Source organism: Rhodococcus indonesiensis (assembly GCF_047782815.1).
Classification (GTDB): domain Bacteria; phylum Actinomycetota; class Actinomycetes; order Mycobacteriales; family Mycobacteriaceae; genus Rhodococcus; species Rhodococcus indonesiensis.
In genome coordinates this window covers 2,566,837-2,580,538 of sequence record NZ_CP180630.1, presented here as the reverse complement: position 1 = coordinate 2,580,538, position 13,702 = coordinate 2,566,837, and the positions used below count along the sequence as shown (strand labels likewise).

14 protein-coding genes and 1 pseudogene are annotated in these 13,702 nt (G+C 71.6%); 6 read left to right on the top strand and 9 right to left on the bottom strand.

The features are described 5' to 3' along the window. Positions 1–71 precede the first annotated feature (71 nt). Positions 72–1,292: a patatin-like phospholipase family protein gene (locus ACM26Y_RS12110; protein WP_416063524.1), complete on the top strand. Its 1,221-nt coding sequence runs from the start codon at positions 72–74 to the stop codon at positions 1,290–1,292. A 21-nt stretch (positions 1,293–1,313) separates the two neighbouring features. On the opposite strand, the gene ACM26Y_RS12105 is transcribed toward ACM26Y_RS12110, so the two are convergent. Then, complete coding sequence (locus ACM26Y_RS12105; RefSeq protein ID WP_244213246.1) at positions 1,314–2,198, bottom strand: DUF2236 domain-containing protein; 885 nt, start codon at positions 2,196–2,198, stop codon at positions 1,314–1,316. Between the two features lie 110 nt (positions 2,199–2,308). Here ACM26Y_RS12105 and ACM26Y_RS12100 point away from each other — a divergent pair, with 110 nt between their 5' ends. The 3 genes from ACM26Y_RS12100 (at position 2,309) to ACM26Y_RS12090 (ending at position 3,928) form a co-directional block, all read left to right on the top strand. Beyond that, on the top strand, positions 2,309–2,929 hold the full coding sequence (locus tag ACM26Y_RS12100) for a TetR/AcrR family transcriptional regulator (RefSeq protein WP_301915451.1): 621 nt from the start codon (positions 2,309–2,311) through the stop codon (positions 2,927–2,929). A 161-nt stretch (positions 2,930–3,090) separates the two neighbouring features. Then, entirely contained in the window at positions 3,091–3,234 is a 144-nt protein-coding gene (locus ACM26Y_RS12095; RefSeq protein WP_162919312.1) for a hypothetical protein, read from the top strand. A 136-nt stretch (positions 3,235–3,370) separates the two neighbouring features. Further along, on the top strand, positions 3,371–3,928 hold the full coding sequence (locus ACM26Y_RS12090) for a hypothetical protein (RefSeq protein WP_040781594.1): 558 nt from the start codon (positions 3,371–3,373) through the stop codon (positions 3,926–3,928). Positions 3,929–4,043: 115 nt separating this feature from the next. Here the strand turns inward: ACM26Y_RS12090 and thrS are convergent. The 5 genes and pseudogenes from thrS to ACM26Y_RS12065 form a co-directional block, all read right to left on the bottom strand. Beyond that, a pseudogene (gene thrS, locus ACM26Y_RS12085) lies at positions 4,044–5,279 on the bottom strand (threonine--tRNA ligase); the annotation flags it as partial. Between the two features lie 402 nt (positions 5,280–5,681). Further along, complete coding sequence (gene aroB, locus ACM26Y_RS12080; protein WP_003935427.1) at positions 5,682–6,791, bottom strand: 3-dehydroquinate synthase; 1,110 nt, start codon at positions 6,789–6,791, stop codon at positions 5,682–5,684. Then, positions 6,788–7,372: a shikimate kinase gene (locus tag ACM26Y_RS12075; protein ID WP_416063523.1), complete on the bottom strand. Its 585-nt coding sequence runs from the start codon at positions 7,370–7,372 to the stop codon at positions 6,788–6,790. Before ACM26Y_RS12075 ends, aroB begins: the two co-directional genes overlap by 4 nt. Before the next feature lie 4 nt (positions 7,373–7,376). Continuing rightward, positions 7,377–8,564 carry a chorismate synthase gene (aroC, locus tag ACM26Y_RS12070; protein ID WP_048773543.1) on the bottom strand — a complete coding sequence of 396 codons (1,188 nt, stop codon included), beginning with the start codon at positions 8,562–8,564 and terminating at the stop codon, positions 7,377–7,379. Between the two features lie 47 nt (positions 8,565–8,611). After that, complete coding sequence (locus tag ACM26Y_RS12065; RefSeq protein ID WP_052033929.1) at positions 8,612–9,217, bottom strand: prepilin peptidase; 606 nt, start codon at positions 9,215–9,217, stop codon at positions 8,612–8,614. 163 nt (positions 9,218–9,380) lie between these two features. Between ACM26Y_RS12065 and ACM26Y_RS12060 the strand changes: the two genes are divergently transcribed. Continuing rightward, positions 9,381–9,755 (top strand): DUF1622 domain-containing protein, encoded by a 375-nt coding sequence (locus ACM26Y_RS12060; RefSeq protein WP_416063522.1) that lies wholly within the window; start codon positions 9,381–9,383, stop codon positions 9,753–9,755. Here ACM26Y_RS12060 and ACM26Y_RS12055 read toward each other — a convergent pair. Genes ACM26Y_RS12055 through ACM26Y_RS12045 form a run of 3 tightly spaced genes read right to left on the bottom strand, consistent with a single transcriptional unit; the run spans position 9,748 to position 12,429 of the window. Then, positions 9,748–10,971, bottom strand: coding sequence for an RNA polymerase sigma factor (locus ACM26Y_RS12055; protein ID WP_054372771.1), 1,224 nt, complete (start codon positions 10,969–10,971; stop codon positions 9,748–9,750). The genes ACM26Y_RS12060 and ACM26Y_RS12055 overlap by 8 nt on opposite strands. A gap of 7 nt (positions 10,972–10,978) precedes the next feature. Beyond that, a complete protein-coding gene (locus ACM26Y_RS12050; protein WP_054372773.1) occupies positions 10,979–11,332 on the bottom strand; it encodes a YciI family protein in 354 nt (117 codons plus the stop codon). A gap of 17 nt (positions 11,333–11,349) precedes the next feature. Continuing rightward, on the bottom strand, positions 11,350–12,429 hold the full coding sequence (locus tag ACM26Y_RS12045; RefSeq protein WP_416063521.1) for an AraC family transcriptional regulator ligand-binding domain-containing protein: 1,080 nt from the start codon (positions 12,427–12,429) through the stop codon (positions 11,350–11,352). Between the two features lie 268 nt (positions 12,430–12,697). On the opposite strand from ACM26Y_RS12045, the gene ACM26Y_RS12040 reads away from it, so the two are divergent. Further along, complete coding sequence (locus tag ACM26Y_RS12040; protein ID WP_048773548.1) at positions 12,698–13,672, top strand: quinone oxidoreductase family protein; 975 nt, start codon at positions 12,698–12,700, stop codon at positions 13,670–13,672. Positions 13,673–13,702 lie beyond the last annotated feature (30 nt).

Here is a 13,702-nt window from a genome sequence, read left to right as displayed (position 1 = left end):
CCGCCGGCCGCGGTCCGCAGCGGTGACGGAATCGGGTCCGCGGCCCGGAGCGGGCAGGTACCGTTCGGCCCATGGCCGGACGCGGGACGAGCGGCACCCACGGACGCCGGCGGTCGGCGCTGGTCGTCGCGGGCGCGGGTGCGCGCGGCGCGTATCAGGCCGGGGCGATCACCACACTGCTACCACGAATGACCGCGCACAACGGCCCGCCCGAGCTTCTCGTCGGCACCAGCGCCGGCGCGATCAACGTGGTGGGACTCGCCGCCTTCGCCGACGAGGGGTTCCCCGCAGCTTCGGAGCGGCTGGTGGACCTGTGGACCGGTGTGGACTCGTCCGACGTGTACTCGACGGTGCACAGCATTCTGGGAACCGGCGCCGCCTTCGTCGGGCAGGCCCTGGGCTTCCCGCTCACTCGTCTCGTCAGCCTGCTGGACACGAGCCCGATCCGGCACACCCTGCAGCGTCTCCTCCCGTGGGACCGGCTGCACGAGAACATCCGTGCCGGACTCGTGGATGCGGTCGCCGTGGCCACGACGTCCGTCGATTCGGGCGGCACGGTGGTGTTCGTCGAGAAGAACGACTCGGTGCGGCTGCCCGAGTACGACCTCCGCCGCAACATCAGCTACGTCGAGACCACCTTGACCGTCGACCACCTGCTGGCGTCCTCCGCGGTGCCGATCCTGTTCCGGCCCGTCCACATCACCGACCCGTGCGCGCCGCAGCGCACCGGGTGGTACATCGACGGCGGACTGCTCCTCAACACCCCTATCAAGCCCGCGCTTCTGCTCGGCGCGGGACACGTCGGGGTGGTGGCGACGCAGCCGCGGGTCTGGCCGCCCCCGGTGGTGCCCCGCCCGAACCGGCACCGGCGGCCCGCCCCGGACGTCGCGGGCGTCGCGGCCCTCGCATTGCGAGCCATGCTCGGCTACCGGATGATCGAGGATCTGCATCAGCTCGAATTCCGCAACGCGCGGATCGCGGAGACCCGGGCGGTGGCCCCCACCGACCGCCCGATCGGCATCGACTTCGCCGGCCCGCCGCTGGAGGATGCGGGACGGATCGCCGAGATCGCCCACGCCGTGGTGCGCAACCAGTCCCTCGTGCGCCAGTTCGTGCGCAATCCCGCGCCGTCCGTCGTCGCACGATTGATCGGGGGCGACGAAGAGGATCGCGGCGACCTGCTCAGCTTCCTGCTGTTCGACCCCGAATTCACGAGCGCGATCGCCGAACTGGGCCGCGAACACGGCGCCGAACCGAGCTCCGCACAGGCTGCCGCCGAGCTCCGGGCCTGATTCCCGCCCCGATCCGGGCGGTCAGCGCCGTCGCGCCGGGTCCGGGCGCCGATATCCCACCGCGTCCCGGTCACGGGCTCCGTACCGCGCCGTCCCGAAGGTCTCCACGAAACTGCGGTCGCGCCGTACCGGGCGCAGCGTGGTGGCAGCGAAGTAGGTGCGCACCGCGGATCGCGCGAGGTAGGCGAGAGCGGGCCGCGGTTCGGGCAGGTTCTGCACGCGGCGCAGGTGGTCGTCGCAGAACGTCGACAGCACCTCCGGCGCGAGCGCTCGCAACGGTCCGGGAAACCAACGGTCCGCGAAGTCGGCGACGAGTCGACGGGTCACGGCGAGCCCGTCGTCGGTGCGCGCATACTGCGCGGTCTCGAAGGCGGCCGTCCAGCGGATGAGCTCGTCGCGGGACTCGGGAATGTCCGTGATCCGCTGGGCGGCTGCCACGCCGCTCCAGAAGCGCCACTGTGCTTCGAGTTCCGTCTCGGAGAACGGCCGGGACCCGACGAGCGCGGCGATGCGCTGCGGTTCGAGCGCGAGCGTCGCGAGGGTGTAGAGCGAGTCCTCGTTGCGGATCGGGAAGTGCCCGTGGATCTCGTTGAGTCGCTCGATCCATGCGAGGCCCTCGGCGGTGTCGTAGCCGAGTTCGAGGAACTTGCCGAAGAACACCATGGTGTCGTCGTTGCGCTTCGCCGTGTCGACGACGATGTCGCCGCGGCCGCGGCGGTGCAGGACCTTTGCGACAGTGGGCACGGCCACCTGCCGGATGAACGACACCGTGAACAGTGCGTTCACGAGCATCGCGTTCCCGTGCAGGACCTCGAGCGAGAGCCGCGCGACGGCGCGATCGTCGCGGACCGGATCGAGCCGCTCGATCTCCCGTCGGACCTGCCGTCCGATCGTCACATTCTTCATTCGTCCTCCGTTGCTCTCCCGGACCCCGTAGTGGACAACATATGTTGTCCACTACGGGGTGGTCAACGGCCTTTCCCGTTCCGGCCGCCCGGTCCGGCAGGATGGGATCCATGCGCACACCCCCGAGCCGCAGCTGGCACGGCGTCAGCGCCGACGACCGGCGCGCGCAGCGCCGCACCCGGATCCTTGCGGCGGGCACCGAACTGCTCGGCACCGGCGGAGGCCGCGCGGTCACCGTCCGCGCCCTGTGCCGCGCCGCCGGGGTCAGCGAGCGCTACTTCTACGAGAGTTTTCCCTCGCGCGACGACCTGGTCGCCGCGGTCTTCGCGACGACGGCGGACGGTCTCGTGCGTCACATGCAAGATGTCGTGGCGTCCGCCCCGGCAGAGGTCGCCGCGCGGGCCCGCGCCTTCGTCTCCGGAGCGATCGACTTCTTCGCCGCCGACCCCCGTCGCGGCCGGGTGCTGGTCCGCGAGGCCATGACCGAGCCGGTCCTGTCGCAGCAGGGTCTGCATGCAGCGCCCGCCCTACTCGGCGCCCTGCTCGTGGACGTCACCGCGCCGGAGCCGGACGCCGAGACCCGGCTGATCACCGGCGCCGTCCTGGGCCTGGGCATCGGGGCGCTGATCGTCGCGTGGATCGACGGGCAGATCGACGTCGAGCGAGACGCGCTCGTCGAGCACTGCGCCCTGCTCGTCCGGCGTGCCGTTACTCCCTCGGAGGACGGGTAGGTCGGACGGAACCGGACTCGCCGGGCGGAACGGACCGATTCGGCCGGAAGCAGTGTCACGGGACGTGCCGGTGGTGTAAATGTGAACTGTCGGGATCGAGAACCGGGGACCGGCAGGGGCACGCCGGTCACCTCGATCGCACGCACCGAGGGGGGATTGCGATGGCCGAATTCGATCGATGGCCGACCGACCTGCTCGCCGAATTCGTGGCCGACTTCGAACTGGGCCGCACCCTGACACTTCCGGTCGCCGTCGAGACCGCCGCGCGCGAGGAACTGGCCCACCGGAGCGTCGACGCCGGATGAGTCCGGCCCGCGGCACCGCCCGCGCCGACGACCGAGCGCGCACCGGGACATCGGGCGCAGCGGCCGCCGCTCCCCCATCCGTGCGATCGGCGAAAACCAATCACTCTGGCGCCCAGTGCATTTAAGGTGGGAAAGCATGGGAGAGCGCGCTCCGATACGTCCCGACCGGAAGACGGCCCCGAACGGCTCGGAGGAGGCCGGAGCCTTCGCCTCGCGGACCGGCGGCGAGCCACAGCTGGGGCGACTGCTCGGGGCGATACTGCCGCTGACGCGCCCAGGCGGGCTCTGGTCTACGACGCGGGGGCTCGCGAAAGGAACGTGCAGTGCCGCGGTGGCGGTGGGCGGACGGGTGCTCGGTCTCCGTCACCCGGGGGCCAGGGAGGCGGCCGACCCCGTCCTGCCGGCGAACTGGTGGCCCGACGATCTCGATCTCGAGGCGGCGGCCAGGAAGTGCCCGGGGGTGGATCTGTATGCGGTGACCGTCGACTTCGTCGAGCGCCACCACGGGTTCGCCCTGTCGATGCTGGGCGGGATCCCGTCGTGGACCGCCGCCTGGTATTCCCGTGTCGGCGTGGCCTATCTGCAGGCCCACCGGATCGGCCGCCCGGACCGGGACGAACGCGCTCGCCGCGGAGCACCTCCCTCGGCGCGGGCGACTCGCCCCGGTCTGCAGGTCGTGCACGGCGCCGACTAGCCCCGACCGGGGCCCGCCGAACCAGCGACCGACGTGGGGTGACCGCTCCGGGTGCTGCGCGTTGCCGTCCCGGCACGATCGATCGCAGTCCGACTCGACGCCGACGAGTGCACATTCACGGCAGTGCGGACGGGCGCAGGACCCGGCCCCGGACGTCGGCCGACACCCGGCGCACGAACTGCTCGTGCCCGACGCGCGCCCGCTGCCCGGACTGCGGCACCAGGACGCTGACGGTGGCGTCCGCGAGTTCTTCGTCGCCGACGATCGCGAGGTAGGGATCGCGGTGCACGCGCGCGGCGCGGATCCGGCTGCCCAGCGACCCACCGGAGAGCACCTCGGCGCGAATCCCCTCGTCCACCAGTCTGTCCCGCAACGCGCCCGCCCCGTCGCGGTGCGGGTCGCCGATCGGCAGGACCGCCACCTGGCGGGGCGAGAGCCACGGCGGCATGCGCCCTTCGAAGCGTTCGACAAGCATCGCGGTCAGCCGCTCCATCGATCCGAGCACACCCCGGTGAATCATCACGGGCCGGTGTCTGCGCCCGTCCTCGCCGGTGTACTCGAGGCCGAAACGTTCCGGTTGAGTGAAGTCGAACTGGACGGTGGACACGGTCTCCTCGCGCCCGTGCGCTCCGGCGACCTGGACGTCGATCTTCGGACCGTAGAACGCGGCCTCCCCCTCGGCTTCGAAGAAATCCAGTCCGCACCGTTCGAGCGCACCGCGCAGCTCACCTTGTGCGTGCACCCACTGCTCGCCGGTGCCGAGATACCGCCCGCCGGCGCCGCGGAGGGACAGGCGGTAGCGCCGGTCGTCGAGCCCGAGCACTCCGTAACAGCGCTCGATCGCGCTCAACGCGAGTTCGATCTCCGCACCGGCCTGTTCGGGCGCGCAGAACACGTGCGCGTCGTCGAGACCGATCTGCCGGACCCGGCTCAGGCCGCCGAGCACACCCGACAGTTCGCTGCGGAACATCGATCCCAGCTCCGACAGGCGGATCGGCAGCTCGCGGTAGCCGCGGCCCCGCGAGGCGAAGATCTGGGCGTGGTGGGGACAGTTCGCGGGCCGCAGCACGAAACTCTCGCCGCCGACCTGCATCTCGGGGAACATGTCGTCGGCGAACTTGGACCAGTGACCCGACCGGACGAACAACTCCTTCTTGGCGAGCACCGGGGTGTAGACGCGGCGACAGCCGGTCTCGGCCGCCACCTCGGCGGCGAAGGCCTCGAGCTCGGCACGGATCACCGCACCGTCCGGCAGCCACATCGGAAGTCCCGCCCCCACAGCGGGTGCGGTGGCGAACATCTCGAGTTCGCGACCGAGCACTCGATGATCTGCACCGTTCATTTCGTGTTCCTCGACTCTCGTCTCGGCGAGAGGAAGCGACGTGCCCGAACACGACGAAAGCCCCGGGACGTCGACTCCCGGGGCTCGCGTGGTGGGTCAGCAGTGAGTGACGCGGCGCCGGAAGGCATCCGGCGTCGTCGTGACCTGCTGAGCGTTCATCATGACCGGAATGGTACGGCCGGTTTCACCCGGAAATCAACGAAGTGGCGGAGGAGAATTCGAATACGGTGCGACGGAGGCATTTTCGTTGTCGCTCTTGCGGACGGCCGCGCTACGGGAGTCGTGGTCCATTGTTCGGAAAACTCTTCGATTCCGTCCAGCCCGAATTTCTTTGGGACCGGTGAACCGGGGGGCGCCCGAAAGCGAGAGGGCCGGCGCACCCTTGGGTGCGCCGGCCCGGGGCTCAGCAGCTCACAGGAGCACGGTGCCGGCGTCCGCCGTGCCCTCCCGCGCGACGGCCGAGTACGCCGCCGCGAGCAGCGACGGATCCGGTCCCTCGAGCCGGCCGGGCTTGGCGAGGCCGTCGAGGACGACGAACCGCAGCATGCCCGCGCGGTTCTTCTTGTCGGTCTGCATGCCCTCGAGCAGCTGGGGGAACGCGTCGGCATCGTAGGTGGTGGGCAGCCCGACGAGCTCGAGGATGCTGCGGTGCCGGTCGGCGGTGGCGTCGTCGAGGCGCCCCGCGAGGCGGCCCAGCTCGGCGGCGAAAACGAGACCGACGGCGACGGCGGCGCCGTGCCGCCACCGGTAGCGTTCGCGCCGTTCGATGGCGTGACCGAGGGTGTGCCCGTAGTTGAGGATCTCGCGCAGGCTCGACTCCTTGAGGTCCGCGGCCACGACCTTCGCCTTGACCTCGACCGAGCGCCGGATCAGTTCGGGCAGTACGCTTCCCGTCGGGTCGAGCGCGGCCTCCGGGTCCGCCTCGATCAGTTCGAGGATCTTCGGATCGGCGATGAAGCCGGTCTTGATCACCTCGGCGAGACCGGCGACGATCTCGTTGCGCGGCACCGTCTCGAGCGTCGCGAGGTCGACGAGCACCGCGGACGGTTCGTGGAAGGCACCGACGAGGTTCTTGCCGGCCTCGGTGTTGATGCCGGTCTTGCCGCCGACCGCGGCGTCAACCATGGCGAGCAGCGTGGTGGGGACGTGCACGATCCGCACGCCGCGCATCCACGTGGCGGCGACGAACCCGGCCAGGTCGGTGGCCGCTCCCCCGCCGAGGCTGACGATCGCGTCGGATCGGGTCAGCCCGATGCGGCCGAGCACCTCCCAGCAGAAGCCCGCCACGGCGAGGTCCTTGCCGTCCTCGGCGTCGGGGATCTCGACGCGGTGAGCGTCGATGCCCTTCTCTGCCAGCGCGGCGCGCACCGCCTCGGCGGTCTCCGCGAGCGGCGGCTGGTGCAGGATCGCCACGGTGCGGGTGCCGGTGAGTTCGTCGACGAGCTCACCGAGCAGGCCCCGGCCGATGATCACCGGGTAGGGCTGGGCCGTCTGGACGTCGACGCGTACCGGTTCGGTCACGATTGATTGCTCCGATTCTCTGTACTGGTCGTGCTGGGCGCGGACGGGTGGGCGCCGGTGGTCGCCAGATCCGACTGGGCCTCCAGCTTGGCGAGGACCTGCTGCACCACGCGGCCCGGACTGCGCCCGTCGGTGCGCACGCGGATGGTGGCCGCCTGCCGGTAGAGCGGGCGGCGCCGGCGCATCAGCTCCCGGTACTTCGCCGCGGGGTCCGCCCCGGCGAGCAGCGGTCGTGTGGTGTTGGTCCCGGTGCGGCGCAGGCCCTCGGCGACGCTGATCTCGAGGTAGATCACCGTTCGGTCCTGGAGCAGGGCGCGGGTGCGCTCGGACAGGATCGCGCCGCCGCCGAGCGAGACGATGCCGTCGTGCCGGGCGAGCGCGTCGGCCACCACCTCCTCCTCGATCCGCCGGAACGCCGGTTCGCCGTCGGTGCCGAAGATGTCCGGGATCGTGCGGCCGGTGGTGCGCTCGATCTCGGCGTCGGTGTCGAGCAACGGCAGATCGAGCGCCTGGGCGAGCCGCCGGCCGATGGTCGACTTGCCGGCCCCGGGCGGCCCGATCAGGACTGCGCGTGGGGTCATGGCGTCACCGTGGTACCCGGGCCGCGACGACCTCGAGGTAGTTGCGGACGTTGGTGCGGGTCTCGTCGATCGAGTCGCCCCCGAACTTCTCGAGCGCGGCCTGCGCCACGACCAGCGCCACCATCGCTTCGGCCACGACACCGGCCGCGGGCACGGCGCACACGTCGGAGCGCTGGTGGATCGCCACGGCCTCCTCGCCGGAGGCCATGTCGACGGTGGCGAGGGCGCGCGGCACCGTCGAGATCGGCTTCATCGCCGCCCGTACCCGCAGCGCCTCGCCGTTGGTCATGCCACCCTCGAGGCCGCCGGCCCGGTTGGTCGAGCGGAGCACGCCGTCCGGGCCGGGCCGGATCTCGTCGTGGGCGACGCTGCCGCGCCGGCGGGCGGTCTCGAAGCCGTCGCCGACCTCGACACCCTTGATCGCCTGAATGCCCATGAGGGCCGCGGCGAGCCGGGCGTCGAGCCGGTCCGCCCCGCTGATGAACGAGCCGAGACCCACGGGCAGGCCGTGCACCACGACCTCGACGACACCGCCCAGGGTGTCACCGTCGCGCTTGGCGGCCTCGATTTCGGCGATCATCGATTCCTCGGCCGCCTTGTCGAAGGCCCGCACGGGGCTGGCGTCGATGGCGGCGAGATCGGCCCCGGTCGGCTCCGCCCCCACGTAGGGGTCGGACGCGCCGATGGAGATCACATGCGAGACGACCTCCGCGCCGAACACCTGCCGCAGGAAGTTGCGGGCCACGGTGCCGGCGGCGACCCGGGCCGCGGTCTCCCGGGCGCTGGCGCGCTCGAGGACGGGACGAGCGTCGTCGAAGCCGTACTTGAGCATCCCCGAGTAGTCGGCGTGGCCGGGTCGCGGGCGGGTGAGCGGTGCGTTGCGGGCCTGCCCGACGAGCAGTTCGGCGTCCACCGGGTCGGCGGACATGATGGTCTCCCACTTGGGCCACTCGGTGTTGCCGATCTCGATGGCCACCGGGCCGCCGAGGGTGTGGCCGTGCCGGACGCCGCCGAGAATGGTGACCTTGTCGGCCTCGAACTTCATGCGCGCGCCGCGGCCGTAGCCGAGGCGCCGCCGCGCGAGCTGCTCCGAGATGTCGCTCGACGTCACCTCGACACCGGCGACCATCCCCTCGAGCATCGCGACGAGGGCGGGACCATGGGACTCTCCAGCAGTTATCCAGCGCAGCACAGGACCATCCTTCCACGTTCGTCGCCACCGGCGGGACGCCGCCCCGGTCAAGCCGCCGCGAGGACCCCGGCGACCGCTGCCGCGCACATCGACGGCCCGTGCGGCAGCACCACACCGCGCGGGCGACGGTGTGCCCGTGCCCAACCCACGGCGGCAACGACGACGCCCACCGCGGCGGTGAGCAGCGGCGGCAGCAGGGCCGCCGTCGTCCACGCTCCCGCGCCGGCGGCGCCCGCGGCTGCCCCCAGCCCGGCCGCGAGCTTCACGTCGCCCGCGCCGAGACTGCGCGGGGCGGCCAGGTGGGCAAGCAGGTACGGTCCCGCCAGCAGGCACGCGCCGACGAGCGCCGGGACTGCCTGCCCCGCTGCCGCGGCGACCGTGAGGACGACGCCGGTACCCGGCACGGTCAGCACGTTCGGCAGCCGCCGCGCCGACAGGTCGGCTGCGCTCAGGCACAGGCACCACCAGGTCAGCGCCGCGACGGCAACCGCGCCCGGCGTCGTCGAGGTGCCGAGCACGGCCACCGCACCGCCGCCCGCGCCGGCCACCTCGCACATCCCGCGCGGTGGGAGACGCCGGACGAGGCGGGCGACGAGCCGCCGCATGCCGGCTCCGGCCACGGCGCCGAGAACGGCGAACACCACGACGGTCATGGCGTCAGCGTGCCGTCCGGGTGGCACCCGAACGGCGATCTCGCCGCCCACGGCCGGAATCTGTGGACGAACGGGCCGGGTGTGGACAACCCGGTTGCCGGGACGGATCGAGCCGGACCTGCGACCATGACCGAATCGTCCCGTCCGCATCCCGGAGGTTCGCATGGAGCTGGCCCGCGTTCTCGAGACCGTCGGCGGCGCCGTCGACGTGGTCGGGGTGGCGGTGATCGTCGTCGGGGCGGCGGTGGCGAGCTGGATCGCCCTACGGTCCTGGCGCCGCTCGCCGGGTGCGCCGATCTACGAACGCTACCGGCGCGATCTGGGACGGTCCATCCTGCTCGGCCTCGAATTCCTGGTGGCCGCGGACATCATCAAAACGGTCGCCGTGACCCCCACCTTCACGTCGGTGGGGGTCCTGGCGATCATCGTCCTGATCCGGACCTTCCTCAGCTGGTCGCTGCAGCTCGAGATCTCCGGCCGGTGGCCGTGGCAGAACAGCAGGAGCGGACCGCAGACCGAGAAGGCACCGGTCAGCTGAGTTCGGCGCGGCGACGTTGCAGGAAGCCACGCTCGGCGGCGTTGGTGGCCCGGACGAGCGCGGCGTCGTATGCCGCGACGGCCTCCGGGAGACGACCGAGCCGGCGGAGCAGGTCGGCCCGCACCGCGTGCCACAGGTGGTACCGGTCCAGGTCGAGGGAATCGACCAGGTCCAGACCCGCGGCGGGGCCGTCCACCTCGGCCACCGCGACGGCCCGGTGCAGGGCGGCGACGGGGGTGGGTGCGACGACGAGCAACTGATCGTAGAGCGCGACCACCTGCCGCCAGTCGGTCGTCTCGACCGTGGCGGCATCGCTGTGGACGGCGGCGATCGCGGCCTGGAGCTGATACGGGCCGGGCCGGCGCAGTTGCAGGCAGCGGCGGACGAGGGACTGTCCCTCGGTGATCAAGTCTCGGTCCCAGAGCGTGCGGTCCTGCGCGGCGAGCGGGATCAGGTCGCCGTCGGCGTTCGTGCGGGCCGGTCGTCGCGCGTCGGCGAGCAGCAGCAGCGCGAGCAGGCCCAGCACCTCGGGCTCGTCGGGCAGCAGCTCGGCCAGCAGGCGGGCGAGCCGGACCGCCTCCACGCACAGGTCGTCGCGGACCAGGCGGTCCCCACCGGCCGCGGTGTGCCCCTCGGTGAAGACGAGATAGACGACGGCGAGGACGGAGGCGAGGCGGGCGGGCAGTTCCGCGGGGCCCGGAACGCGGTACGGGATCCGGGCGTCGCGGATCTTGCCCTTGGCGCGCACCAGCCGCTGCGCCATGGTCTTCTCCGGAACGAGGAAGGCGCGGGCGATGTCGGCGGTACTCAGGCCGCCGAGCAACCGGAGCGTGAGAGCGACGCGGGCGGCGGGCGCCAGCGCGGGATGGCAACACGTGAAGATCAGGCGCAGCCGGTCGTCGGGCACGGCATTCTCCTCGTCGACGGCGCTGGTCCCGGCCTCGTGCAGGCGGGCGGCCTCGGCGTGTTTGCCTGCGCGGGCGTTCTCCCGGCGGATCCGGTCGATCGCACGGCGCCGGGCGGTGGTGACGATCCAGCCGGCCGGGCTCGGCGGCAGTCCGTCGGCGGGCCATCGGGCGACGGCGACGGCGAACGCGTCCTGCACGGACTCCTCGGCAAGGTCGATGTCCCCGAATGCACGGACGAGCACGGCGACCGCGCGGCCGTGCTCGCTGCGGAACACGCGCGCGATCTCCGCGTCCGTCACCGCGGCCACGGCCGCCTCACCCGCAGTGCCCGCCCTGCAGCGGCCGCACCTCGATCGGCAGTGTGATCGCGCGGGCGAGTTTGCGGCCCCATTCGAGGGCGGCGTCGAGGTCGGGCGCCTCGACGACGGTGAACCCACCGATGTGCTCCTTGCCCTCGAGGTACGGGCCGTCGGTGGTGAGGATTTCGTCGCCGTCGAGCCGGAGCACGGTGGCCGTGCTCGGCGGGTGCAGGCCACCGGCGAACACCCAGGCGCCGGCGGCGCGCATCTCGGCGTCGACGGCCTCGACGTCGCGCATGATCGGTTCGAGGATCTCCGCCGGTGGCGGGTCGCCGTCCGGCTGGTAGATGCTCAGCAGGTACTGGGTCATGGCACTCCTCCTCACGATCACCGGACCGGCGCCGGTGATCCACCCTCTACACGATCGGCGGGCCGCCGAATCGACATCGCACTCGCCGGCTCGGGGCGTCCCCCCTCCTCCGCGCGCCATCGGCTCGGACTGCACCCGAACCGGTTCCGGAACCAGCGGGAGAAATTGCTGGGCGCGGAGAACGACAGCAGGTCGGAAACCTCGGTGAGCGAGTGCCGTCCGCTGCCGACCATCCGCATCGCCAGGTCCGCGCGGGTGGCGTCGAGGACGGACGAGAACGTCTCCCCCTCGTCCGCGAGCCGGCGGTGCACGGTGCGGCGGTCGATGCCGAGACTGCGGGCCACCTGGTCGACCGAGCACCGGCCGGTGGGAAGGAGCAACTCGATCAGCTCCCGCACCCGGTCCACCGTGGTCGTCTCGCGTGGACTTCCGACCGAGTCGAGGAACTGCTGCGCGTACGACCGCAGCAGCGGATCCGACATGGCATTGGGCGCGTCCAGATCCGCGGTGTAGAGGACGATTCCGTCGAAGTCCCGGCCGAAGTCGACGGCGGTGCCGAACACGCGGTGGTGCGTGTCGAGGCGCCGGGGGGCGGGATGTGCGAACGAGACGGACAGCGGACGCCACTGCGGACCGAGGAAGCCCTGCAGCAGTCGATGCATCACCGCTACCGCGAGATCGACGGATTGGCGGAACTCCCCGGGCCGTCCGACGTCGAGGGTGATGCGGATGGTGGCGACACCGCCCTGTTCGGTCAGGCGGGTGTGCAGGGCCTCGTTGTACATGTGCTCGTAGTGCACGAGGATTCGCAGCGCGCTGCGGACGTCCGGCTCCTCGCGGACCACCAGGCTCAGCGGGCCCAGATTGGAGAACCGCCGTCGCTCGGCCAGCTCGAGACCGAAGTCGTCGCGATCGGCTGCCGCGGCGGACCGTTCGAGCAGGTCCGCGATCGCCTCGGCCGGCACCCACCGGTCCTGCAGGCTCAAGCCGGCCGGGTCGAGACCGGACGCGCGGAGCAGCGTCGCCGGATCGATCTTCGACGAGTGTGCCACCTCGACATAGCTGTTCAGTGCGGCGTAGCGCGCCAGTGGTTTCACTGCCCTCCCTGTCCCGAAATGAATGACAATCCGTCCCCGTGGGATAAGCGTACCGCCTCGAGATCCCCTACTGTTAGTTGCATCACAAGGTACGGCGAAGTGTGACGGAGCGGATCGAGAGTCCGGACCCCCGAGCGGCTCCGCTTCCACCGCCTCGGCCGCACCCCACGGCCGAGAACCGGGATCGCCGCCACCGGCTCACCGAATTCATACACATCCGCCCTCCGCCGGCCAATCGTGGCCTGCGAGTGCGCGTTCAGGAGGAAACATGGCAAAGGCTGTTCGCTTCTACGAGACCGGCGGTCCGGAGGTTCTGCAGTGGGAGGCCGTCGAGGTCGGCGAACCGGGCCCCGGCGAGGTCCGCATCCGGCACGAGGCGGTGGGCCTGAACTTCGCCGACACCTACTTCCGCACCGGCCTGTACCCGGCACCGCTGCCCGCCGGGATGGGCGTCGAGGCCGCCGGGGTGGTCGAGGAGGTGGGTCCAGGCGTGACGTCGGTCCGGGAAGGCGACCGGGTGACCTACACCGGCAGCCCACTCGGGGCCTACAGCACCGAACGGGTGATGCCCGCCGACCACCTGATCGCACTGCCCGACGCCATCGGCTTCGACACGGCCGCGGCGATGACGATGCGCGGCCTGACCACCGCCTACCTGCTGCGGCGCATCTGGCCGCTGGCGGCCGGGGACACGGTGCTGCTGCACGCCGCCGCCGGCGGCGTAGGCCTGATCTTCTCTCAGTGGGCGAAGCTGCTGGGCATCCGGGTGATCGGCACGGTCTCGAGCGAGCGCAAGGCGCAGGTCGCCCGAGCACACGGCTGCGACGAGGTCGTCATCTACACCGAGGAGGATGTGGCGCAGCGGGTGCGGGAACTGACCGACGGCAAGGGCGTTCCCGTGGTGTTCGACAGCATCGGCGCCACGACTTTCGAGACCTCGCTGAACTCGCTGGCCCGCCGCGGCCTGCTGGTGTGCTTCGGCACCGCCTCGGGGCCGATTCCGCCGATCGACGCCATGCAGCTGGCGATCAAGGGGTCGGTGTACGTCACCCGTCCGGCGCTGGCGGACTACATCGCCGACCCGGCCGAGCGGGCCGCCCTCGCCGCGGAGCTGTTCTCGCACGTCGCGACCGGAGAAATCGCGATCGAGATCAACCAGCGCTACGCACTCGAGGACGCGGTGCAGGCGCATCGCGATCTCGAGGCCGGCCGCAGCATCGGCTCGTCGGTCTTCGCCCTCTGACCCCGTCCGGGCCGTACCCGGAGTCCGCCC

Coding starts and splice junctions, on each gene's coding strand:
- ACM26Y_RS12095 (WP_162919312.1), top strand. CDS start 3,091: ATGGCCGAATTCGATCGATGGCCGACCGACCTGCTCGCCGAATTCGTG.
- ACM26Y_RS12075 (WP_416063523.1), bottom strand. CDS start 7,372: ATGACCCCACGCGCAGTCCTGATCGGGCCGCCCGGGGCCGGCAAGTCG.
- ACM26Y_RS12050 (WP_054372773.1), bottom strand. CDS start 11,332: ATGACCCAGTACCTGCTGAGCATCTACCAGCCGGACGGCGACCCGCCA.
- ACM26Y_RS12060 (WP_416063522.1), top strand. CDS start 9,381: ATGGAGCTGGCCCGCGTTCTCGAGACCGTCGGCGGCGCCGTCGACGTG.
- ACM26Y_RS12040 (WP_048773548.1), top strand. CDS start 12,698: ATGGCAAAGGCTGTTCGCTTCTACGAGACCGGCGGTCCGGAGGTTCTG.
- ACM26Y_RS12100 (WP_301915451.1), top strand. CDS start 2,309: ATGCGCACACCCCCGAGCCGCAGCTGGCACGGCGTCAGCGCCGACGAC.
- ACM26Y_RS12090 (WP_040781594.1), top strand. CDS start 3,371: ATGGGAGAGCGCGCTCCGATACGTCCCGACCGGAAGACGGCCCCGAAC.
- ACM26Y_RS12110 (WP_416063524.1), top strand. CDS start 72: ATGGCCGGACGCGGGACGAGCGGCACCCACGGACGCCGGCGGTCGGCG.
- ACM26Y_RS12065 (WP_052033929.1), bottom strand. CDS start 9,217: ATGACCGTCGTGGTGTTCGCCGTTCTCGGCGCCGTGGCCGGAGCCGGC.
- ACM26Y_RS12105 (WP_244213246.1), bottom strand. CDS start 2,198: ATGAAGAATGTGACGATCGGACGGCAGGTCCGACGGGAGATCGAGCGG.